Source organism: Methylomarinovum tepidoasis, from assembly GCF_030294985.1.
Classification (GTDB): Bacteria; Pseudomonadota; Gammaproteobacteria; order Methylococcales; family Methylothermaceae; genus Methylohalobius; species Methylohalobius tepidoasis.
Map to the genome: position 1 here is coordinate 1,084,126 of NZ_AP024718.1, position 22,391 is coordinate 1,106,516.

17 protein-coding genes are annotated in these 22,391 nt (G+C 62.5%); 7 read left to right on the forward strand and 10 right to left on the reverse strand.

The window, feature by feature from the left end; genetic code table 11:
* Positions 1 to 53: 53 nt before the first annotated feature.
* Both MIN45_RS05500 and MIN45_RS12430 read right to left on the reverse strand, forming a co-directional pair.
* A complete protein-coding gene (locus MIN45_RS05500) occupies positions 54 to 1,301 on the reverse strand; it encodes an RNA-guided endonuclease InsQ/TnpB family protein (protein WP_286293908.1) in 1,248 nt (415 codons plus the stop codon).
* A gap of 36 nt (positions 1,302 to 1,337) precedes the next feature.
* On the reverse strand, positions 1,338 to 1,457 hold the full coding sequence (locus MIN45_RS12430; RefSeq protein ID WP_422732685.1) for a MerR family transcriptional regulator: 120 nt from the start codon (positions 1,455 to 1,457) through the stop codon (positions 1,338 to 1,340).
* 123 nt (positions 1,458 to 1,580) lie between these two features.
* Between MIN45_RS12430 and MIN45_RS05505 the strand changes: the two genes are divergently transcribed.
* Together MIN45_RS05505 and MIN45_RS05510 are read left to right on the forward strand one after the other, a co-directional pair.
* Positions 1,581 to 2,009, forward strand: coding sequence for a DUF2267 domain-containing protein (locus MIN45_RS05505; RefSeq protein WP_286293909.1), 429 nt, complete (start codon positions 1,581 to 1,583; stop codon positions 2,007 to 2,009).
* A gap of 108 nt (positions 2,010 to 2,117) precedes the next feature.
* Entirely contained in the window at positions 2,118 to 3,170 is a 1,053-nt protein-coding gene (locus MIN45_RS05510) for an AI-2E family transporter (RefSeq protein WP_286293910.1), read from the forward strand.
* A 9-nt stretch (positions 3,171 to 3,179) separates the two neighbouring features.
* Here MIN45_RS05510 and MIN45_RS05515 read toward each other — a convergent pair whose 3' ends face one another.
* The 4 genes from MIN45_RS05515 to MIN45_RS05530 all read right to left on the reverse strand — a co-directional run bounded on the left by MIN45_RS05515 (position 3,180) and on the right by MIN45_RS05530 (position 8,959).
* A complete protein-coding gene (locus MIN45_RS05515; RefSeq protein ID WP_286293911.1) occupies positions 3,180 to 4,007 on the reverse strand; it encodes a hypothetical protein in 828 nt (275 codons plus the stop codon).
* A gap of 121 nt (positions 4,008 to 4,128) precedes the next feature.
* On the reverse strand, positions 4,129 to 5,622 hold the full coding sequence (locus MIN45_RS05520) for a SpoVR family protein (protein ID WP_286293912.1): 1,494 nt from the start codon (positions 5,620 to 5,622) through the stop codon (positions 4,129 to 4,131).
* A 141-nt stretch (positions 5,623 to 5,763) separates the two neighbouring features.
* On the reverse strand, positions 5,764 to 7,026 hold the full coding sequence (locus MIN45_RS05525; RefSeq protein ID WP_286293914.1) for a YeaH/YhbH family protein: 1,263 nt from the start codon (positions 7,024 to 7,026) through the stop codon (positions 5,764 to 5,766).
* A gap of 10 nt (positions 7,027 to 7,036) precedes the next feature.
* Positions 7,037 to 8,959 (reverse strand): PrkA family serine protein kinase, encoded by a 1,923-nt coding sequence (locus tag MIN45_RS05530; protein ID WP_286293916.1) that lies wholly within the window; start codon positions 8,957 to 8,959, stop codon positions 7,037 to 7,039.
* 142 nt (positions 8,960 to 9,101) lie between these two features.
* Between MIN45_RS05530 and MIN45_RS05535 the strand changes: the two genes are divergently transcribed.
* Both MIN45_RS05535 and MIN45_RS05540 read left to right on the forward strand, forming a co-directional pair.
* Positions 9,102 to 9,911, forward strand: coding sequence for a DUF72 domain-containing protein (locus MIN45_RS05535; RefSeq protein WP_286293917.1), 810 nt, complete (start codon positions 9,102 to 9,104; stop codon positions 9,909 to 9,911).
* A gap of 14 nt (positions 9,912 to 9,925) precedes the next feature.
* Complete coding sequence (locus tag MIN45_RS05540) at positions 9,926 to 10,942, forward strand: choice-of-anchor A family protein (RefSeq protein ID WP_286293919.1); 1,017 nt, start codon at positions 9,926 to 9,928, stop codon at positions 10,940 to 10,942.
* Here MIN45_RS05540 and MIN45_RS05545 read toward each other — a convergent pair.
* From MIN45_RS05545 to bcsA, 4 genes are read right to left on the reverse strand one after another with little or no spacing between them, the layout of a single operon-like run.
* On the reverse strand, positions 10,899 to 13,247 hold the full coding sequence (locus tag MIN45_RS05545) for a cellulose synthase subunit BcsC-related outer membrane protein (RefSeq protein ID WP_286293920.1): 2,349 nt from the start codon (positions 13,245 to 13,247) through the stop codon (positions 10,899 to 10,901). The two genes, MIN45_RS05540 and MIN45_RS05545, sit on opposite strands and share 44 nt — an antisense overlap.
* Before the next feature lie 8 nt (positions 13,248 to 13,255).
* Positions 13,256 to 14,281 carry a family 8 glycosyl hydrolase gene (locus MIN45_RS05550; protein ID WP_286293921.1) on the reverse strand — a complete coding sequence of 342 codons (1,026 nt, stop codon included), beginning with the start codon at positions 14,279 to 14,281 and terminating at the stop codon, positions 13,256 to 13,258.
* Positions 14,259 to 16,472 (reverse strand): cellulose biosynthesis cyclic di-GMP-binding regulatory protein BcsB, encoded by a 2,214-nt coding sequence (locus tag MIN45_RS05555; RefSeq protein WP_286293923.1) that lies wholly within the window; start codon positions 16,470 to 16,472, stop codon positions 14,259 to 14,261. Before MIN45_RS05555 ends, MIN45_RS05550 begins: the two co-directional genes overlap by 23 nt.
* Positions 16,469 to 18,664, reverse strand: coding sequence for a UDP-forming cellulose synthase catalytic subunit (gene bcsA / locus MIN45_RS05560; protein ID WP_286293927.1), 2,196 nt, complete (start codon positions 18,662 to 18,664; stop codon positions 16,469 to 16,471). Before bcsA ends, MIN45_RS05555 begins: the two co-directional genes overlap by 4 nt.
* A 129-nt stretch (positions 18,665 to 18,793) precedes the next feature.
* On the opposite strand from bcsA, the gene MIN45_RS05565 reads away from it, so the two are divergent.
* Genes MIN45_RS05565 through MIN45_RS05575 form a run of 3 tightly spaced genes read left to right on the forward strand, consistent with a single transcriptional unit; the run spans position 18,794 to position 22,372 of the window.
* Positions 18,794 to 19,231: a hypothetical protein gene (locus MIN45_RS05565; protein ID WP_286293928.1), complete on the forward strand. Its 438-nt coding sequence runs from the start codon at positions 18,794 to 18,796 to the stop codon at positions 19,229 to 19,231.
* Complete coding sequence (locus MIN45_RS05570; protein ID WP_286293934.1) at positions 19,228 to 21,561, forward strand: efflux RND transporter permease subunit; 2,334 nt, start codon at positions 19,228 to 19,230, stop codon at positions 21,559 to 21,561. The genes MIN45_RS05565 and MIN45_RS05570 overlap by 4 nt, the downstream gene beginning before the upstream one ends.
* 22 nt (positions 21,562 to 21,583) lie before the next feature.
* Complete coding sequence (locus tag MIN45_RS05575; protein ID WP_286293935.1) at positions 21,584 to 22,372, forward strand: outer membrane lipoprotein-sorting protein; 789 nt, start codon at positions 21,584 to 21,586, stop codon at positions 22,370 to 22,372.
* The last annotated feature ends 19 nt before the right edge of the window (positions 22,373 to 22,391 follow it).

Genomic DNA, 22,391 nt, shown 5'->3' on the forward strand with positions numbered 1-22,391 from the left:
TCGTCCTCCTCGTCTGTTGACATCGTTGCGGGCATGTTACCGCTCCACGGAACTTACTCGAACCTGTTTGGAGTGATCCGAACCTGTTCGATGTCCGCTTCCTGCTTCACAGGGTGAGCCTCACTCGGAGGCGCTTCCGCGTCCGAGCCAGCGCTCATCCCTCCACAGGCGTTTACCCTGTCGGTGAAGCTCACCGCCAGCTTCTCAAGATTGATCGCTGCATTCAGGTCGCGATCAATCTCAAACTGACACGTGTCGCAGCGGAAAATCCGCTCCGACAACTTCAATTCCGCTTTGACCGCACCGCAATTCGAGCAGGTCTTGCTGGATGGGTAGAATCTGTCAGCAAGAACGATTTCACAGCCGTACAGCTTCGCCTTGTATTCAAGCTGTCTGCGCAGCTCGTAAAAGGACGCATCGGCAATGTGCCGGGACAAATGGCGGTTCTGCATCATGCCCGACACATTCAAATCCTCGATGACGATGATGTCGTGGTTGAGAACGAGCTGCGTGGTCAGCTTGTGCAGCGCATCCTTGCGGATGTTGCCGATTCTGCGGTGCAGTCGGGCCAGTGCCATCTGCGCCTTGCGCCGGTTGTGGGAACCTGTTTGCTTTCGGGAAAGTTGCTTGTTTAACCGGCGCAGTTTGCGCAAAAGACGATTAAGCGCCTTTGGCCCTTCAACGACTTCTCCCGTGGACAGGGTCGCAAGGGCTTTCACGCCCAAGTCCACGCCAACCGCTCCGCCGTGGTTCTTGCGCGGTTGGTTGGGGTGGTGTGGCGTATCCACCAGTATGGACACATACCAGCGATCCGCCTGGCGTGAGATGATCGCCTGCTTGCTCTGTCCACGAAAGCGAACCGGCTCCCGCATACGCACCCACCCCAGCTTGGGGATGCGTATCGCTGAGCCCTTCACCTTCACGGCATCAGCGCCCGGTCTGGCAGGCCCGTTGTCAATGCGGAAGCTGTCGTTGACGCCGCGCTTTTTGAAGCGCGGAAAACCGGGCTTTTCACCGTTTTTCACCCTACGGAAGAAGTGATCGAATGCCGAACCCAAATCCTTCACAGCCTGTTGGACAGCGGATTTGGGAACTTCCAGCATCCAGGGAAACTGCTCCCGCTTGATGGCGTTGAGTTCCTTGCGCAACAGTGCTTCATCGACTTTCTTTCCGTCCTTGTACCGCTGCTGCCACCGCTCCAACGCCCAGTTGTAGGCGAACCGGGCAACGCCACACCCTTTGGCGAAGAAGGTGGCTTGCCGATGGTTGGGTTTCAGCTCAATCCTGTGCGCCAGCAGCATTTTTCTGATAGTCGAGGCCAGAGCCCAAGTCTTCGATCACTTCATAGTGCCATCCGTTGGATGGGCAGTAAAGCGCAAGCAGCGCCCGCTACGCGCCCACCTGCGCAGCGTGCCGGTTGCCACCCCCAGCCGCTCCGCTGCTTGCCCCATAGCCATTACGAGCAATTATTCAAGAGCTGCTGTTAGCCCAGCCGGCGGCGGTTTGCAAACCCAGCTTGAAATCGGCGCGGCTGCTCCCCATAACTTTCACGATGGCAATCAAGTCAAGGGGGATGAATCATGACTGCAGGCACAGGTTTCGATCCCATCGACCGGACCGTTCAGAAGACTTTCGAATGGCTCAAGGAGATTGAACGGGAACTGGGCAGCGATGACCGTTACCGGGCCTATCACGCCCTGCGTTCGGTGCTCCATCATCTGCGCGACCGTCTGGCCGTGAACGAGGCGGCCGATCTGGCGGCGGAGCTGCCGCTGCTGATCCGCGGCATTTTCTACGAGGGCTGGAATCCGGCCAAGGTGCCGGTGAAGGTCCGCCATCGGGACGAGTTCCTGGGGTTGATCGCCAGGGATTTTCCCGAAGAGCCGGAGGAGAATGCGGAAAAGATCGCCCGCGCCGTGTTCAATGTGTTGCGCCGCCACGTGGCGGCGGGCGAGATCGAGGACGTGCTGAACGCTCTGCCGAAGGAACTTCGGGAACTGTTCGCCTAGACGCTTCCTGCCCCAGGTGAAACGCCCCGGCGGGACTTTCCACCGGGGCGTTTTGGTTGCGCCCCTGTCGCCGTGCCGTTACATTGACCGGAAAAACGGCGCCGATCCATGCAGAATACGTCATTTTCCTGTTGGTGGTTGGTGATACCGGCCGCAGTGGCCGGGCTGATCTATCTGCTCGCGCCGGTACTCATGCCCTTCGTCATCGGCGCGCTGCTGGCCTATCTGGCCGACCCGCTGGCCGACCGCCTGGAGGCGTGGAAACTGGGGCGCACCACCGCGGTGGTGATCGTGTTCGGCCTGCTGCTGTTGCTCCTGATCGTGGTTCTGCTGATTCTGATTCCCGCTCTGGAGCGCCAGGTTTCCCGGTTTCTCACCGATCTTCCCCGCTACCTGGGTTGGATTCGGGACACCCTGATTCCCTGGCTCGAGGCGCGGTTGGGGATCGATCTGGCCGAATACGATCCGCGGGCGGTGGTGGAGCTGCTGCAGCAGGACTGGCGGCGGGCCGGCGGTATCGCCGCCGCGGTCGCCGGCTCTCTCACCCGTTCGGGGGCGGTGATTCTCGGTTGGTTGATGAACGCGCTACTGATTCCGGTGGTGACCTTTTACCTGCTGCGGGACTGGGACCGGCTGGTGGCCGGGGTCGCCAATCTACTGCCCCGGCGCACGCTGCCGACGGCGGCCCGGCTGGCGCGGGAGGCCGACGAGGTGCTGGGGGCGTTTCTGCGCGGCCAGCTGTCGGTGATGGTGGCCCTGGGGGTGATCTACAGCACGGGGCTGGCGCTGGTGGGCCTGAACACGGCGATGGTGATCGGCATGATCGCCGGGATCATCAGTTTCATCCCCTATCTGGGGAGCTTCGTCGGCGTGGTGCTGGGGGTGCTGGCGGCTCTGGTGCAGTTCCACGACCTGTGGCACGTGGGGCTGGTGCTGGCGGTGTTCGGGGTGGGGCAGATGCTGGAGGGCATGATCCTGACGCCCCTGCTGGTGGGCGACCGCATCGGCCTGCATCCGGTGACGGTGATCTTCGCGGTGATGGCCGGCGGCCAGCTGTTCGGGTTCCTCGGGGTATTGCTGGCCCTGCCTACGGCCTCGGTGATCATGGTGCTGCTGCGCCACGTTCACGAGCTTTACAGGGCCAGCGCTTGGTATGCCTGAGGGGGCGGATCAGCGCCCGGTTTTCCGGTGGGATCTCCGCAGTCCTGGCAGCATCAAGGCGAAGCCGAGCAGGGCCGCCGGCGCAGGTTCTGGAATGCTGGACGCAAGCGGTGAGGGGGAGACCACGCCGACCAGATTGAATTCTCCATCCCACTTGTTAGGCCCGTTCATGGTCAGGCGCACGGCGCCGATGTCGTGCAAATCGAGCGATGGGTTGTCGGAGAGGAAGTCGCTGAATTGGAACACGTGGTCCGCCGCAGAGGTAAAGGTGTGGCTGGCACCGGCCCGCTCGCCGGTCGTGTCCCAAAGGTCCAGGGTCGCGATGACGTTCAGATCAATGCTCATAACCTCCAGCAGGATGCCATAGTTGCTGCTCGAGGAGAGAAAATCGATGCCCCCGAGGCCGTCGGTGTCGATATTGGCGTCAATGCCGGGATCGGCGGTGATCTGATGGGCGCCGTCCCATACCAAGGTGACTTCCCCCTGGACGGAGCTATCGTTGCTGATGGACATATAGTTACTACCAAGATTTCCTGGGCCGATGACCAGGGAACTTCTAAGGAGTGGGCTTGAAGTTCCGCTTTTTTCGATGTAAACGTCCCGATAGCCGCCCAGGATCCCGGTGCCGGAAACCTGGGTGCCAGGAGCTGTTACAACAGCGCATCCCGGGTTGGCCGCGTCGAAGGTGGTACAGCCGTTGTCCCCGGCGACTTCCTGATACTGATCGACGGAGAAGTCGTCGATCAGTATCGAGACGATTGGAGTCGCCTGACACAGGCTAACGCCAGAGCTAAGCAGCGCGACTCCCAAAAAAGACTGTAAACGTGTGGGTTTCATAGTGGACTCCTGTTTGTTGTTTTTGTCGTGATGAAAATCAACGTGTTACTGGCACAATACTGACAAGGATATCAGCGTAAGCCATAGTCTATCAAAAAATGACAAAAAACCAACAAATTTGTCAGCCGCACTCGTAGCACCGCTTGACCCGCCCGCGCTCGCCCACCGTCTCCAGGCGCACGGTGAAGCCCCACAGGCGGTGGACGTGCTTGAGCACTTCCTCGGCGCTGTCGGCCAGGGGGCGGCGGTTGTGCTGGAAGTGGCGCAGGGTGAGGGAGCGGTCGCCGCGGGTGTCCACCGACCAGACCTGGATGTCCGGCTCCAGGCTGCCCAGATTGTACTGTTCAGCCAGTTTCTCGCGGATGGCGCGATAACCTGCCTCGTCGTGGATGGCGCTGATCTCCAGTTCCTCCTCCTGGTCGTCGTCGAGAACGGCGAACAGATGGAAGTCGCGGATCACCCGGGGGGAGAGGTACTGGGCGATGAAGCTTTCGTCCTTGAAATTGCGCATGGCGAAGTCCAGGGTTTCCAGCCAGTCGCTGCCGGCGATCTCCGGGAACCAGCACCGGTCTTCTTCGCTGGGGTGCTCGCAGATGCGCCTGAGGTCGCGGAACATGGCGAACCCGAGGGCGTAGGGATTGATGCCGTTGTAGAAGTCGTGGTCGAAGGGGGGCTGGGCGATGACGGCGGTGTGGGTTTCGAGGAATTCGAGCATGAAGCCGTCGCTCACCAGCCCCTCGTCGTAAAGCCGGTTCAACAGGGTGTAGTGCCAGAAGGTGGCCCAGCCTTCGTTCATCACCTTGGTGTGGCGTTGGGGATAGAGGTACTGGGCGATCTTGCGGACGATGCGGACGATCTCCCGCTGCCAGGGTTCCAGCAGGGGGGCGTTCTTCTCGATGAAGTAGAGCAGGTTTTCCTCCGGCTCCGGCGGGAAGCGTTCCTCGCGGAACTCCCGCCGCCGCGGGCTTTCGGGGACGGTGAAGCGCCACAGGTCGTTGACCTGGCTCTGGAGGTAGGCCTCCCGTTCCTTCTGGCGCTGCTGTTCCTCCCGCAGCGACAGGGGCGGGGGCTTGCGGTAGCGGTCCACGCCGTAGTTCATCAGGGCGTGGCAGGCGTCGAGGATCTCCTCCACCGTCTCCTCGCCGTAGCGTTCCTCACACTCGGTGATGTAGTTCTTGGCGAACACCAGATAATCGACGATGGCGTCGGCGGCGGTGAAGGTGCGGAACAGGTAGTTGTTCTTGAAGAAGGAATTGTGGCCGTAGCAGGCGTGGGCGATCACCAGCGCCTGCATCGTCACGGTGTTCTCCTCCATGAGATAGGCGATGCAGGGATTGGAGTTGATCACCAGCTCGTAGGCCAGCCCCATCTGCCCGCGTTTGTAGTGCTTTTCGATGGAGAGAAACTGCTTGCCGAAGGACCAGTGGTGGTAATAGACCGGCAGGCCGCAGCTGGCGTAGGCGTCCATCATCTGTTCCGAGGAGATGACCTCGATCTGGTTGGGATAGGTGTCGAGGCCGAATTCCGCCGCCAGGCGGGCGATCTCGGCGTCGTATCTTTCCAGCAGTTCGAAGGTCCATTCGGAGCCGGTGGAGAGGGGGGTTCGCTCACTCATGCCAACTTCCAAAGGTCAGTGTGGGGAGGGTGGAGCCGGGTCCACAGGGCGTACCCGGCCTGGATGGCCGGGTCCGAGCCTCCAGGGAGGGATTCACGGCGTCCCTGTGGACCCGGCTCCACCCTCCCCGGCCGCCTACAGTCATCGATCAATCCCCTTCTTGCGGAACAGCTCCCGGAACACCGGGTAGATGTCCGCCGGCGAGTCGATGGCCTGCATGGCGAAGTTGGGCCAGCGCTGCGCCACCTTTTCGTACTCCTGCCACAGCCCCAGCGGGTAGTCGTTGTCGATCTCCACGTAGGCGTAATATTGCAGCCAGGGCATGATTTCCTCGTCCAGCAGGCGGCGGCAGTTGCCCGAATCCTCCGGCCAGTTGTCGCCGTCGGATGCTTGGGCGGCGTAGATGTTCCAGTCCTGGGTGGGGTAACGGGCGCGGATGATGTCGCGCATCAGCACCAGGGCGCTGGAGACCACGGTGCCGCCGGTCTCGCGCGAGTAGAAGAATTCCTCCTCGTCTACTTCCTTGGCGATGGTGTGGTGGCGGATGAAGACCACGTCGGTGCGCTCGTAGTTGCGCGACAGGAACAGGTACAGCAGCAGGAAGAAACGCTTGGCCAGATTCTTCTTGTACTGGTCCATGGAGCCGGAGACGTCCATGAGGCAGAACATCACCGCCTGGGTGGTGGGCTTGGGGATCTGGATGCGGTTGCGGTAGCGCAGATCGAGCGTGTCGATGAAGGGGACGGCGGCGATGCGCCGTTTGAGCAGGTCGATTTCCTGCGCCAGCGCTTCGATGTCCCTTTCCGGAGCGTCTTCGGCTTTGAGGGCGGCCAGTTCGGCCTCCAGTTCCCTAAGGCGGCGGCGCTTTCCCGCGGTCAACGCGATACGGCGGGCGTGGGCCTCGCGCAGGGATCTTATCACGTGCAGATTGGGGGGAATGCCGTCCTTGCTGAAGCCGGCCGGGACGGATTGGTGGGCCACCTCCTGGGCCAGCCTGGTCTTGACCAGATCCGGCAGTTCCAGATCCTCGAAGAAGAATTCCAGGAACTCGTCCCGCGACAGTTCGAAGACGAAATCGTCCATGCCCTCGCCCTGGTTACTGGCCCGGTTGCCGCGGCCGGCGCCGCCCTCGGGGCGGGGGATGCGGTCGCCGGTGACGAAATCCCGGTTGCCGGGGTGGACGATCTCGCGCCGCCCGCCGGGGCCGTGCTGGAACACCGGTTCGGACAGATCCTTGGCCGGGATGGTGACCCGTTCGCCGCTGTCGGTGTCGGTGACCGAGCGCCCATCCACCGCGTCGGAAACCGCCTTTCTGATCTGCCTGCGGAAGCGCTTGAGAAAGCGCTGGCGGTTGACGGCGCTCTTGTGCTTGGGATTGAGGCGGCGGTCGATGATCTGGGACATGGCCGCCTCCTCAAGTGGATTTTCTTACCCGTAGATACCATTCGCACAGCAGGCGCATCTGTTTGGGAGTGTAGCCCTTTTCCACCATGCGGTTGACGAAGTCCTCGTGCTTCTTTTTGTCCTCCGCCGAGGCCTTGGCGTTGAAAGAGATCACCGGCAGCAGTTCCTCGGTATTGGCGAACATCTTTTTCTCGATCACCCGCCGCAGCTTCTCGTAGCTGGTCCAGGAGGGGTTCTGGCCGCCGTTCTTGGCCCGGGCCCGCAGCACGAAGTTGACCACCTCGTTGCGGAAGTCCTTGGGGTTGGAGATGCCGGCGGGTTTCTCGATCTTCTCCAGCTCCTCGTTGAGGGCGCGGCGGTCGAAGATCTCGCCGGTGTCCGGATCGCGGTACTCCTGATCCTGGATCCAGTAGTCGGCGTAGGTGACGTAGCGGTCGAAGATGTTCTGGCCGTACTCGGCGTAGGATTCCAGATAGGCGGTCTGGATCTCCTTGCCGATGAAGTCGATGTAGCGCGGGATCAGATATTCCTTGATGTAGCGCAGGTATTTTTCCTCGGTCTCCGGCGGGAACTGTTCCTGGACGATCTGCTGTTCGAGGACGTAGAGCAGATGCACCGGGTTGGCGGCCACCTCGCTGTGGTCGAAGTTGAACACCTTGGAGAGGATCTTGAAGGCGAAGCGGGTGGAAAGTCCCTCCATGCCCTCGTCGACGCCGGCGAAATCCTTGTATTCCTGGTAGGACTTGGCGCGGGGATCGGTGTCCTTGAGGTTCTCGCCGTCGTAGACCCGCATCTTGGAGTAGATGCTGGAGTTCTCCGGCTCCTTCAGGCGCGAGAGGACGGCGAACTGGGCCAGCATCTCCAGGGTGTGGGGGGCGCAGGGGGCGTCCTTCAGGGAGCTGTGGCGCAGCAGCTTGTCGTAGATCTTGACCTCCTCGGACACCCGCAGGCAGTAGGGCACCTTGACCACGTAGATGCGGTCGAGGAAGGCTTCGTTGTTCTTGTTGTTCTTGAACTGCTGCCATTCGGATTCGTTGGAATGGGCCAGGATGATGCCCTCGAAGGGGATCGCCGGCAGACCCTCGGTGCCCTTGTAGTTGCCCTCCTGGGTGGCGGTCAGCAGGGGGTGGAGCACCTTGATCGGAGCTTTGAACATCTCCACGAATTCCATGATCCCGCGGTTGCCGCGGCACAGGCCGCCGGAGTAGCTGTAGGCATCCGGGTCGTCCTGGGCGTAGTGCTCCAGCTTGCGGATGTCCACCTTGCCCACCAGGGAGGAGATGTCCTGGTTGTTCTCGTCCCCCGGTTCGGTCTTGGCGATGGCGCGCTGGTCGAGGATGGAGGGATAAAGCTTGACGACCTTGAACCGGGTGATGTCGCCGCCGAACTCGTGCAGGCGCTTGCCGGCCCAAGGTGACAGGATGGGCTTGAGATAGCGGCGCGGGATCCCATATTCGTCTTCGAGGATGGGACCGTCCTCTTCGGGGTCGAACAGGCCGAGGGGGTTTTCGTGGATCGGCGAACCCTTGATGGCGTAGAAAGGCACTTTTTCCATCAGGGACTTGAGCTTTTCCGCCAGGGACGACTTGCCCCCGCCCACCGGTCCCAGCAGGTAGAGGATCTGCTTGGCCTCCTCCAGCCCCTGGGCGGCGTGGCGGAAGTAGGCGACGATCTGCTCGATGGTCTCCTCCATGCCGTAAAATTCGTCGAAAGCGGGGTAGCGTTTGATGACCTTGTTGGCGAAAATCCGTGACAGGCGCGGGTCGAGGCGGGTATCGATCAGCTCCGGCTCGCCGATGGCCTGCAGCATGCGCTCGGCGGGGGTGGCGTAGGCGGTCGGGTCGTCGCGGCAGATCTCCAGGTACTCCTGGAGGGTGTATTCTTCCTCCTGTGTGGCTTCGTAACGGTTGCGGTAATGGTCGAAGATCCCCATGAAATCCTCCTCAAGGCAAACGACAGGCAGACGTGACGCACGCGTTCCAGTTTTTCGGGATGCAGATTCCGTACCAGGGAAAGAGCGGGCAAAGATCCGGCGGGCACGAAGACATTCGTGTTCTACTGTGACGCGGAGAAAAGTGCGGAGGTTCCTCGAAATCGGCAAAAAAACCGACGGCGATCCGGCGCCCGAAGCCCCGGAGCACCGCAATGCCTTGAGAATCGGCACTTCCGGCTGGCATTATCCCCACTGGTGCGGGCGTTATTATCCGCAGGATCTGCCGGCTGCCAAATGGCTGGCCTGGTACGCCCGCGACTTCGACTGCGTCGAGGTCAACAACAGTTTCTACCGTCTGCCCTCACCGGAGACGGTACGGCGGTGGTGCGCCCAGGTGCCGGAGAACTTCCGGTTCGCCGTCAAGGCCAGCCGTCTCATCACCCACCTCAAAAAGCTGAAGCAGTGCGAGGCGGCGCTACAGGCCTTTCTGGACATGGCCGACGCCTTCGGTCCCAGGCTGGGCCCGATCCTGTTCCAGCTGCCGCCGCGCTGGCGTGTCAATCCCCGCCGTTTGGCCGAATTCCTCGCCCTGCTGCCGCCCTGGTACGAATACGCCTTCGAATTCCGCGATCCCAGCTGGCACTGTCAGGAAATTTATCAGCTGCTGGAAAGGTATCAGGCCGCCTTCTGCCTCTTCGACCTCGCCGGGCGTCAGTCCCCGGTGGTGGTCACCGCGCGGCTGATCTACGTCCGCCTGCACGGCCCGGCGCGGCAGGCCTATCACGGCTGCTATACCGAGGCGCACTTGGATGTGTGGGCGGGGCAGGTTCGTCGCTGGGTTCATGGAAAAAGGCATGAAGTTTGCCTGTTTTTTGACAACGACGCATGTTCCTGTGCGGTGGAAAATGCCCTGGCACTGAAACGCAAACTCGGGCTCAATTCGAACGTATAGAGGGTGATTGTGTTATGAATCGCATCGTCTGCCTGCTTTGGTTGTTCTTGCTGCCGTGGACGGTCCAGGCTATTTCCCTGGGTCTTGCCGGCCGTTACAACCTGGTGGTGCTCGGAGATATGACCGGGGAGTATTCCGATGTGGAGGGACGGTTGGCGGTCGGTGGCGATGCCACCTTGAGTCATTACGCCGTCGGACAATTGTTGTCCGATTCTGACGATTTTTCCGATACCCTGGTGGTCGGTGGCGATCTTACCTTCTACGACGGCCGCGTCTATCACGGCAACGCCTACTATGGCGGCTCCGCTGACATTCAGCGGGTCGGATTCTACGCCGATGATCCTGCCGTTCCCACCGGGCGGCCGCTGGCGGGTGTGCCGTTGAATTTTACCGCGTTGACCCAGGACCTATACGACCGTTCCAGCGCCTGGGCCGCGATGGCGGCCAACGGCACCGCCTGGCGGGATGGTTCCGGAACCGGTTGGGCGCTCCATCTTGCCGGTAGCGATCCCTGGCTCAACGTGTTCGATGTCGATGCCTCCTGGTTGGGGGGGGCCTATGGCCTGTGGCTGGATGTACCCCTGGCCTCCACGGTGTTGATCAATGTGGATGGGATCATGGCGGAACTGGACAATTTCGGCTTTTTCCGCAAAGTGGACGGTGGCTGGTTGCGGGTCCCCGACGATCCGGCCAGCCGACACGACGGCAGTCTTACCCGCAGGGTGTTGTTCAATTTCTTCGAGGCCCAGGACCTGAGCATCCACAATATCGGCGTCAAGGGGAGCATTCTGGCGCCGTGGGCGGATCTGTCCTTTTACGATGCCCACGTCGATGGCAATCTGATTGTCGGTTCGCTGCAAGCGCCGCCGAGTGGCGCCTGTGGCAACACCCAGGTGCCGCGATGCACCGGACAGGTCAACAACTATCTGTTCATTTCCGAGCCGGCGGTTTTGTGGCTGTTGGGGGCCGGTCTGATCGGGCTGGGTGTCATTCGATGGCGGCGAACAGGAACCTCGGCAGATCGCTGCTGAAGACGGCTTTGCGGGGTTCCAGGAACAGGCGCAGGAACAGGCCGGCACCGATTTCCCGGTAGTCTCCGGTCATGCGGGCGTAAAACCCGGCACCCAGTTGCAGATGGGGGTGGATCTGCCCCATGGCGCGAAGTTGCAGGTCCGGTGCGAAGTTGGTGTCGGTGTTGCCGGAATAGCGGCCATCCTCGCAACGGGAATGGGGGCAGCCGATGGGGAACCAGGGGGCGGAATCCTCGTGGAAATGCTGGAACCCCAATGCCAGCCGGCCCTCCATCAGAAAGGACCTTTCCTCGGCGGTGCGCAGATTGAGCTGCCAGCCGGCGGCGTAGTAGCGCTGGGGACTGAAATAGCCCCCGTGTCCCAGACGGAAGTGGTTCTGATTGTTGCCGTAGTGCTGGAAATCGAAGTAGGGGCCCGTGCTGAAATAGTCGAATCCCGGCAGCGGCAGGCTGTAGCTGGGGGCGATGGAATAGTGGATCTGCCAGTTGTCCTTGGTCCGGCGCCCGTCCAGAAAACCGATCTGCAACTGTTGGTACAGATAACCGCGTCCGGCGATATGGGTGAGCGCCCGGCCCTGAACGCCGCTGTGCAGTACCCGTCCCCAGCGCTTTCCCAGCACTTTCCAGCCGGTGTAGGACAACAATGTCTGCCGCACCGGAAGGGAGTAAACCTGCCAGGACCAGTCCGTCCCCTGCCAGTGCCGGGAAAGCTGGAGCCGGAAGGTGGGGCGCGGGCCGATCAGATCGTTGATCGGTGTCGTCCCGATCTCGAACCAGGGATTCCAGCCGCCTTCGCGTTGATAGGAAGCGTTGATCACGGCGGCCTCGAGCGCGTGCATCGGGCGGTCGAGGCGTAGCCGCTCCTGATAGACGGGGATGCCGGTCAGGCGGGAGACGTTATCGGTTTTGATCTGACCGCTCGTCAGCTGAAGATAGCCCAGGCTGAGACGAAGGCGCTGGGTTCCCCAGCTATGGCTTACAGTCAGAAGAGGAAGCAGTCTGCTTTCCAGCCGGTCCAGTCCTCGGGTGCCGGATTTGAAGCGGTAGAAACCGGCTGCCGTTGCGAAATCGCTGTCTATGTTGGCCAGTCCGGGAAAGCCGTCGGCATCGAGCCGGTAGGCGGTGAGAAACTGCTTGCGGACATAGGCTTTCCGGGCGTGGTAGCGGCGGGAGAGCCGGGCGAATGCCGCAGAGGATATCGGTACGGGAGGTGTTTCTCCGCTGCGAAGGTAGGTCGTGAGGAGTCCTTCGGCATAGCGGGTGTCTTCAGGGTGACGCCGGGTGAGCTGCTGGAAGCGTTTTCGGGCGCGGGCGGAACGACCGCTTTCCAGATCGATCCAGGCGAGCAGATAGTGGACTTCGTCCGGGTTTTCGGTCCAGACCAGGGCGCGTTGGGCCAGATGGCGGGCCCGGGAGAACTCCTTGCGGCGGTAGTGGAACCAGGCCCGGCTTGACAGGTAAGCGGCGGCGATCCTGCGTACCCTTTCGGAGCGGTCGGCGAAACGGGTGGCGATGCGCAGCAGGGTCTGTTCATCGTCCATGTCCTGGGCGGTAAGCAGCAGCCCGAAGGCCAGATTCTCGTCGTCCGGGGCCAGGGCCAGTCCCATCTCGAACCATTCCCTGGCGGTGGTCGGGTCGTTGCCGTCACGGGCCTGCCAGGCCAGCAGCCGGATCAGGTCGAGATCCCGATGCGCCAGGATTTCTGCATGCCGCTTCTGGGTCTGCTCCAGAAGCTCGGTGAAACGTTTCAGCCGGTACAATTGCAGCCATTGCCGCCGCCGGGCTTGATAGGCCAGATGTTCCCTGGTGGCATCCGGTACTATGCCTTGCAGTTGGTGCAACAGGGTGAGAAAGTCCGCAGAGTCGAGTTCCCACAGGGCGGATTCCAGGACCGTTCGCGGCTGGATGCCGTGGCAGTGCAGGAGGCGGCGATAGTGGCGGGCGGCCTCGGACAGACGCCCCGTCTTGGCATACGCCAGGGCCAGGGTCTGCAACAGCCCGGGATGCCGGCAGTTGAATCGGGCCGGGTGTTTGCGGGCGAGCCGGATCAATGTATGCCAGTCCTTTTGCCGCACGGCCTGGTTCCATTGTCGCCAAAAGCGTCTTTCGGATCGGCTGCGTTGCAGGCGCTGCATTTCACGTTGCAGGTCCGGAGGCGGTTCCCAGCCGGGATAGCGTTGCCGGTAGTCCTGGATCGCCTGCTGCAGCAGGGAGATCTGACGCGCGTGGAGCAGTTGCCACAAGACCCGCAGGTCCGGTTCTCCCGTCCATGCAGCCAATGGCAGCCATGTCAGGATAACGAGCACCGCGCGTTTCATCGCTCGTGAGCCAGGGCCAGATGTGCGAGCAGCGTCAGGCTGGCGGAATAGTAATCGTCATCGGCAGCGAGGGGAGACAACGCCGGCCATCGGTTCCGGCCGGCCGCATACAGGGTCAGGGACCGAACGTTGCGGATGCCGCGGGGAGCCTGGTAAGCCGCCAGACAGTCAGCTTCCAGATCCACCCAGGGAGGCAGGAACTTGTCGAACTGGTTCCAGAACCTGATGAAGGGGGTCAGGATTTCTGGATTGTCGTGGTTTCCCCAGATTAGATAGAGCGGAATCCGCACCGCATCGTAGCCGAAACGGGGCGGGTGATCCGGGTCCGGAGCGAGCGATTCGCCGGCGGCGATCCAGTCGCTGGGAAGCTGCCACGAACCGAAACGAGCGGCCTGCAACAGGTTGAGGCCGGAGTCGCTCAGGGCCGGCCACAGGGGATCGCCATCCTCCCTGTAGAAATCCCGCAGGGCGGGGAAAACCCAGTAGGAGAGGTTCAAGGTCAAATGATCCGGGTGCACGAAGCCTGCAGCGCCGGGAAGCATGACGGGGCGGTTTCGCCACTCGCGGATGCCTGTCTTTTTGAGATCCTGCAGGATGGCGAGGGCGTCGGTCCTCCAGGTGGGCCGATTCCACCGTTGTGCTGCCCTCAACAGAGCCCAGGCGATAAGCAGGTCGCCATCGGTCGCGTTGTTGTGATCCTCCTTCTCGACCGGCACCCCGGGGCGGCGGCGCCAGATGAAGAGATGATCGCCGCGTCGCTGGAGTTGATTCCGGGTCCAGGACCACAATCGTTCGAAGGTGCGGCGATCGTCCGCCGCCACCGCCAGCAGCATGGCGTAACCCTGGCCTTCCGAGTGGGAGATGCCGCCGTTGCCGGTATCCACTACCCGGCCGTCCTGGATGAAACGCTGCTTATAGGTCCGCCACTGACGGTCCAGGGCGGTGGACGGCGTGCAGGCTCCCAACGCAAATCCCAGCATCAGCAGGCAAAGCCAGATCTCAAGGGGCGATTTCTTCGGCATCGGGATGGTGCTTTTTCTTGAACCGGCTCAGGCGGCGGTGGGTCAGCCAGGTGAATAGTATCACCAGGGCGGCGATGGCGCCCAGCCAGCGCCAGGGATGGCGCTCGAAGTGGAAGGTCAGCCAAAGCCGGGGAGAAAATCCCGGGCCGACCTGTGTCTTCTCCCCCAACTGCTGCCAGTGCAGGCGCTTGGCGCCGGTCTTCCACAGCGCTGTATCCCCTTGCAGCTGGGACCACAGGCCGGGTTCGGTCAGCGAGCGCACGGCAGGGTAGAGACCCTGTTCCGCCGTCAGCACGGTCGTGAGGCGGCGGTCGGGGCGCGTGAATGACAGGGCCAGGGCTTCCTCCCCCAGCCCACCGCTTTGACGTACCCGGGCGTAGCGGGTTTGCGCCCTGGCAGGCGGCGTGTCAAGACCTTCCAGCCAGCGTTCCAAGCGTTTTCTCCAGCCGTTTTCCTGCAGGAAATGCCAGCCGCTTTGATAGGCCCAGTCCTTCCAGGTGGCCGTAGGATCGACCGGCGCCCCCTGCAGCCAGGCAGGTTTCAAGTGCGACAGCCGGGAGATGATCAGTTGGTGGCGCCGGGGGTCGGGCGTGAAGCCGATGCTGGCGGCGAAAAGCGGCAACCGATTGATCCGCGCCAGTTTTCCCAGCAGTTGCCAGGCAGCCAGGATTTCGTCCCTGTCGGAAGTGGCGACGACCACTTGGGTGTGGGCGCCGTTTTGCATCAGATAGGGATAGCCGGTCCGGGCCAGCAACGCCAGATCGGGCAGCTCGGTTTGGCGCCCGACGGCGGGGAAATGGATGCGGGAATCGTCATACAGGGTGATTTTCAGCTGATCGTAAGGGAAGAAACCGCACTGACCGGTGATCGCCGGCGCCGGATAGGCATGGAAGCTGATGCGGTTGTGTCCCGGTTGCAGGCTGCGCAGGGGAAAGCTCAGACGATAGTCGCGGTATTGCGCTCCGCTTTCCTCCGGCAGCTGGATCGCGCGTTCCAGCACGCCGTTGATCCGCATTTCCAGAAAGGAATCCCGGCGCAGGCCGGCGCTGTAGGCCAGATGGAGCCCCAGGGTGACCTGTGCCGATTCCGGCGCGAACCAGTCGCCCGGGACGAACAGGTCGACCGCTGCCGGTTCAGGACGTATTCCCTGGAAGGTATGGGTTTCGAAGCCGAAATGGCTGAACCGGAACGTGGTGTCGGGAAGCGTGGCGGGAATGGCCTGGTAATCCAGAAGCGTATCCAGTTCGACATCCTCGACCAGGGTTTCGGCGCTGTCCGGCAGGGGGAAGTTCAGCAAGGCGAAGGCGCGGCCGGCGCGTTCGACTTCCTCCGGTGTAGTGCCGGAGACGACCAGGACGAAATGTTCCGGGTGTTGCGGCAGGGGAAACAGGCCCAGATACGCATTGCGGATGCGGGCGTGAACCGTTTCGCCGAGCAGGGAACGCAGTTGTTCGCGGGTGCCGATGAGAATCGTGTCCTCGTTGCCCCGCAGTCTGACCGCCGTATCGGCTGGGAGATCCGTGGCGGGGACAGGGGAGGCGAGGGCCAGCCGGAAGGGGGCATAGTCACGCCGCAAAGCGATGCCCTCGGTCACCAGGGCGCCCCATGACAACTGCCGTTCCGACAGATCAGTGCCGGGCATGAGGAGGCGGATGGCATAGTCCTCTCCGACCGTGGGTGCGATCAGCGTGGGCAATTCCGCCAATGAGGGCCGAATGGATGCAGGTTCCTGTTCGAGCGTCAGATGGGATTTGACCGGATTGATCTCCAACCACAATTCGGGGCTGCTCGGATCTTCGCAATGGACGTCGGTGTAATGCAGCGCGGCCGCGAGGCGGATTTCGTTGTAGCCGGGAACCAGCAGTGTCGTCGGCAGGGAAAGCTCCACGATTCTGTGTGTCTCCTGAGGCTGAAGACGCCACTGTCCGACGGTCACGCCATTGATCTGGACCCGCAGCTGGGAACGCGAACCAACCAGAACGTTGGAGTGGGTGAAATCCAGGTGAAGGCGGGCCGCAAGCAGATGTCGTCTCGATGAAACTGGAAAATGCAACACGTAGTCGTCCGTCACCTGGCGCAGAACGATCGCCTCGGAACGGGTCATCATCGAAGCCAGCGGCAGTACGAGTGGCTTTGCGGTGGCAGTTTGGAGGAGGCAAAGAAGAAACATCAGCCGGATGAACGCTTTCATGCAACTTTCCTGATGTGGGGGGACGTTTCCTTGCGAGGCGTTGTCAAGGATGGGAAATGTTTGGATGGCGGGTGTGTTTCGAAGCGGCGCCGCAATGCGGCGGCGAAATGCTCACGTGCCTGCCTGAAACCGTTGCCGCTAAGGATGTAAACCGCTTTCAGAATGCCGATGTCCCGGTCCCGGCGGCGCAGAATTCTTTCCCAGCGCTCGCTGTCTCCATGTACCAGCAATACGATATCGCGGTATTCCGCCAATGACTGGATGGAGAATCGGATCCCCATGACGAATTGGGAGCTGCTTGAATGGCGGTTGACGATCTGCACCGGGATGGCGAGGCGTTTGTCGAGAACGGGGTGGCGCAGCGTCAGCACGGCGGAATCGCCGTCGGGAAAGGAGCTTGCTGCCTTGAGCGCCGCTCCGCCGACGGAAAAATCATGAATGCGGACCGGGATGTCCATGCCGCCCATGTGCAGGGTCGCGGGCAGGTCGTCGGCGGGCAGGCGGGGGTTGTGGCGTCGCTGGCGTCGTTCGTAGAGAGCGCCAAGAGCGGCGATCAGGATGACCAGGTTGAAGGCTACCCAGAACAGCGTGACCAGGGTCAGATCCCGCTTGTCGGGAAACATCTGCCAGCGCACGGCGCCGGCGACCGCGCCCAGCAGCATCAGGCCGAGCAATACGTAAAAGGGACGGGCCAGGGGGGAGATGAAATCCTGTTCCAGCCGCTCTCCCTTGGGGGTGACGTCGAATTTGGGGGCCCGTGGGTTGCGCAGGACCGCCAGTATGGCCTGAAGCGTGAACAGGGACTGCATGCTTTCGTAAATTTCGGAAATCATGAACCAGCGTACCCGCCCGAAAAGGTAGTTGGCCGTCAGGGTCAGGGCGATCAGGTAAGGGAGTGTGTAACTGGCGATTTCCCTGAGATTGGCATCGTAGATGCGCAGGCCGAAGAGCAGGTAGGCCAGGGGAGCCGTCAGAAAGACGACCCGGGCGAAAGGGAAAAACCAGAACAGCATGCAGTTGAGGTATCCCAGCCGCTGCCAGGGCTGCAGTCGTTTCCAGGGACGTTTCAGTAGCAGGATCTGCACCATTCCCTGGGCCCAGCGCATCCGCTGGCGGACGAAGCTGGTGAAGGTTTCCGGTTGCAGGCCGGAGATCATGGGTCTGAGCAGATACCGGGATCGCCACCGCCGGGCGTGGAGAGAGATGGCGGTTTCCGCATCCTCGGTGATGGTCATGCCGGAAAAACCGCCGACTTCCTCCAATGCCCTGCGCCGCAGTACCGCCGCCGAACCGCAGAAGAAGGAAGACTCCCAGAAGTCCAGGCCGGGTTGAATAGCCTCGTAGAACATGTCGTTCTCCGACGGCATGCGGTTGAAGAGATCCAGGTTCTTCTCGATGGGATCGGGAGAGACGAAGAAATGCGGGGTCTGTACCAGAAACAACCGGGGCTCGACGACGAAATGTCCGACGGTGGACCGAAGAAAATCCCGGGTGGGAATGTGGTCGCAATCGAGCACGGCGATCAGTTCTCCATCGCTACGTTTCAAGGCGGCGTTCAGGTTGCCGGCCTTGGCGTGGGCGTTGTTGCGCCGGGTCAGATACCGGGCGCCGGTTTGCCGGCAAAGGTGTTGCAGTGCCTGCCGGCGCCGTCGGGCACACCTGGCTTTGGCTAGGTCCGCCGCATGGCACTTTTCCCAGGTGCCGCCATCGTCGAGCAGATAGACCTGGAACCTTCCCTCATACGCCATGGCCGTGGCGGCCACCAGTGTGGCCTTCACCACCTCCACCGGTTCGTCGTAGGTGGGAATGAAAACATCTACGCTTGGCCAGATTCCATCCTTTGGCACCGGAACGTGGCGCCGGATCGGCCGGCTGTTGACGAACAGGCTGAATCCGAACATGACGATGCCGTAAACTTCCGCGCCGTACAGCAGCAGCGAAGCCGCGAAGCTGGCGGGATCGTCGTATCCCAGCGTGTTGAAAGTCCGCCAGAACAGATAGCGGGCCACCAGGAAAGCCGACGTGGCGAGAAAGAGAAGCCGCGCCAGCCCCAGACGGGGAAACCGGCGCAATCCCAGCAGCGTCGCCAGGGCGATCCCGGCGGCGGCGATCTGCAATTCCCCGGAAACGGGCAGGGCCGCCAACCCTAGGATGCCGGCGCCACCGAGCCACCAAAGTACAGTATTTGTCATCGATATCGTGTTTTTCCGTTTCCGGAACCGGCCCGATATGAATTCTGGGATGTGGAACCCCAGGTCCCAATCCGTGACCAAGTTTGCTACAGTTGAATCAATCTTCGCTGAACTTAAAGCATAGTCGATATGGCCCTGGCCCACGAAGACATCGAGGAAATCCGCCGCCTGATCCGCGAGGAGCTGGCGCAGCGCCAGCCGGAGGCGCTGGTGCGCTACGATCTGGAACTGCGTGAACGCCTGGTGCGGGTCGAGGAGGAGCTCAAGCATCAGCGGGAGCTGATGGAGCAGGGCTTCCAGCTCATGGAGAAGCGCTTTGAGCAGGTCGACAAGCGCCTGGAGTTGATGGAGAAGCGCTTCGAGCAGGTCGACAGGCATTTCGAAGCCATGCGCGAGGATATGAACCAGCGCTTCGAACAGGTCGACAAGCGCTTCGGGCATCTCGAAGCCGCCATGGACGCCCGCTTCTATGAACTCACCCGCCGTATCGACCGTTTCATGGTCTGGTCCTTCGCCACCACGCTCACGGTCGGCGGGCTGGTGGTGGCGGCGATCAAGTTGTTGTGAGCCGGGTGTTGCCGCGTTATTTCGAGTTTCTGTTCCGCTGGCGCTGGTGGATCGTCGCCCTTACGGTGATTCTGGTGACGGCGCTGGGCAGCGGGATGGTGCGTCTGCAGTTCACCACCGACTACCGGGTATTTTTCGCTGCCGGCGATCCCTTCCTCGAGCGCCTCAACCGCCTCCACAACACCTACACCAAGGACGACAACGTGCTGTTCGTCCTCACGCCCAGGGACGGCAAGGTCTTCACCCCCGCCACCCTGGCCAGCGTCGCCTGGCTGACGCGGCAGGCCTGGCGGATTCCCTACGCACAGCGGGTCGATTCGCTGCAGAACTTCCAGTACACCTACGCCCGCGGCGACGAGCTGGTGGTCCGCGACCTTTACGATCCGGAGAAACTGGACGGGACGGATCTGGAGCGGCTGCGGGAGATCGCCCTCGCCGAGCCGCTGTTGCGCAATCGGCTGATTTCCCCGGCGGCCGACGTCACCGGCGTCAACGTCAACGTGACCCTGCCGGGGGTGGACCAGGGGCGCGAGATTCCCGAGGTGGTGGCCCACGTGCGCCGGCTGGCCCGGGAGCTGGCGCGGCGCGATCCCAATCTGGAAGTGCGCCTTACCGGCGGGGTGATGATGAGCAACGCCTTCCCGGAGGCCTCCAACCATGACCTCGTCACCCTGATTCCGCTCATGTTCGCGCTGGTGTTCGCGGTGCTCTACCTGCTGCTGCGCTCCCTGGCCGCCACCTTCTGGGCGTTCCTGACCATCCTGTTCTCCATCGTCTCCGCCATGGGGCTGGCCGGCTGGCTGGGATTCACCCTGTCCCCGCCGTCGGCGGCCGCCCCCAACATCATCCTCACCGTGGCGGTGGCCGACTGCGTCCACGTGCTCACCGCCTTTCTCCTGGCGCTCCAGGCCGGCTGGCTCAGCCCCGCCGGGTGGGGGCACAACCGCCGTCAGGCGATGGGCCATGCCCTGACCCTCAACTGGGTGCCGGTGTTCCTCACCAGCCTCACCACCGCCCTGGGGTTCCTGACCCTCAATTTCAGCGAATCGCCGCCGTTCCGGGATCTGGGCAACCTCACGGCGATGGGCGTCGGTTTCGCCTTTCTCTACACCCTGACCTTCCTGCCGGCGCTGATGCTGACCCTGCCCCTGTCCGTCTCGCCCGTCGGCAGCCGGGGGCAGCGGGGCATGCGCGCTTTTGCCCGTTTTGTCATCGCCGGGAAGCGTCCCCTGCTGGCGGGCGGCGCTGTGGTGGTCGCGGGGCTGGCGGCCATGGCGCCGCAAAACGAACTCAACGACGATCTGATCAAATACTTTTCTGCCGACACCCCGTTCCGCCAGGACACCGAATACGCCACCCGCCGCCTGACCGGCATCTACGTGCTGGAATATTCCCTCCGCGCCGGGGCGGCGGGTGGGATCGCGGATCCGGCCTATCTGCGGCTGCTGGACGACTTTGCCGCCTGGTACCGCCGCCAGCCGGAGGTGATCCACGTCTACAGCGTCGCCGACATCTTCAAACGCCTCAACCGCAATCTCCACGGCGACGATCCGGCCTGGTACCGGATTCCGGAAAGCCGTGAGCTGGCGGCCCAGTATCTGCTGCTCTACGAGATGTCCCTGCCGGAGGGCCTGGAGCTCAACGACCGGATCAACGTGGACAAGTCCGCCTCGCGCTTCACCGTCACCCTGAAGAATCTGTCGAGCAACGAGACCCTGGCCCTGGAGGCCCGGGCCCACCGCTGGCTGCGGCAGCATGCCCCGCCGGCGATACGCGCCGAGGCCACCGGCCCCAGCCTCATCTTCGCCCACATCGGCCGCAGCAACATCCACGGCATGCTGCTGGGTACCGCGGTGGCCTTCGCGGTGATCGCCCTGGTGCTGGTGGCGGCGCTGCGTTCTCCAGGGCTGGGGCTGCTGAGCCTGATCCCCAATCTGATTCCCGCCCTCATGGCCTTCGGGATCTGGGCTTTGCTCAACGGCCAGGTGAACATGGGGCTGTCGGTGGTGGCGGCCATGACGATGGGCATCGTGGTGGACGACACCGTCCACTTCCTCAGCAAGTGGCTCCACGCCCGCCGCCGGCTGCGCCTGGATGCGGAAGCGGGCGTCGAGTACGCCTTCGCCGGAGTGGGGGTGGCGATGTGGATCACCTCCCTGGTGCTGGCGGCCGGTTTCGCCGTCCTGATCTTGTCGGACTTCGAGGTCAACGCCCAGATGGGCCTGATGACGGCGATCACCATCCTGTTCGCGCTGGCCGCCGACTTCCTGCTGCTGCCGCCGCTGCTGCTGGGTTGGCGGGAAAAGTGTCAGAAAATTTTACAAACCTGAGAGGTGGGTTTTGGAAATGAGGATGCCGATCGCAACCGTCTGTCTGCTCTGCTTGCTCCTCCTGGTCTGGTCCGCCCCGGCGCCGGCGCAGACCCCCGAGGAACGGGGCCTGGAGATCGCCCGCGAGGCCGACCGCCGCGACCAGGGGTGGCAGACCTTCAGTGCCGATCTGACCATGGTGCTCAGGAACCGGGAGGGGGAAACCAGCCAGCGCCGCATCAAGGCTTACAACCTGGAGGTGCCGGGGGACGGCGACCGGAGCCTTTTGGTCTTCCGCAGCCCCGCCGACGTGTCCGGCACCCGCTTCCTGACCTTCTCCCACAAGCGCGGCGACGACGACCAGTGGCTGTATCTGCCCGCCCTCAAGCGGGTCAAGCGCATCTCGGCGGCCAACAAGGGCGGTTCCTTCATGGGCAGCGAGTTCTCCTACGAGGACATGAGCGCCCCGGAGCTGGAAAAATTCAGCTACAGATACCTGCGCGACGACGACTACAAGGGGCGCAAGGTGTTCGTCATCGAGCGGGTGCCGGTGGACGCCCACTCCCTCTACAGCCGCCAGGTGGTGTGGATCGACAAGGAATTCTACATCCCCTGGAAGATCGCCTACTACAACCGCCGCGGCGACCACCTCAAGACCCTCACCTACCACAAGTACAAGCGCTATCTGGGGAAATACTGGCGCCCCGGCCGGATGGTGATGGTCAACCACAGAAACGGCAAGGCCACTGCGCTGGTGCGGAAGAATTACCGCTTCCGCGATCCGCAGGTACAGCCGGGGCTGTTCAGCCCGCAGGGGTTGGGTGGTGGCTGAGAGGATATGACCTGTACCG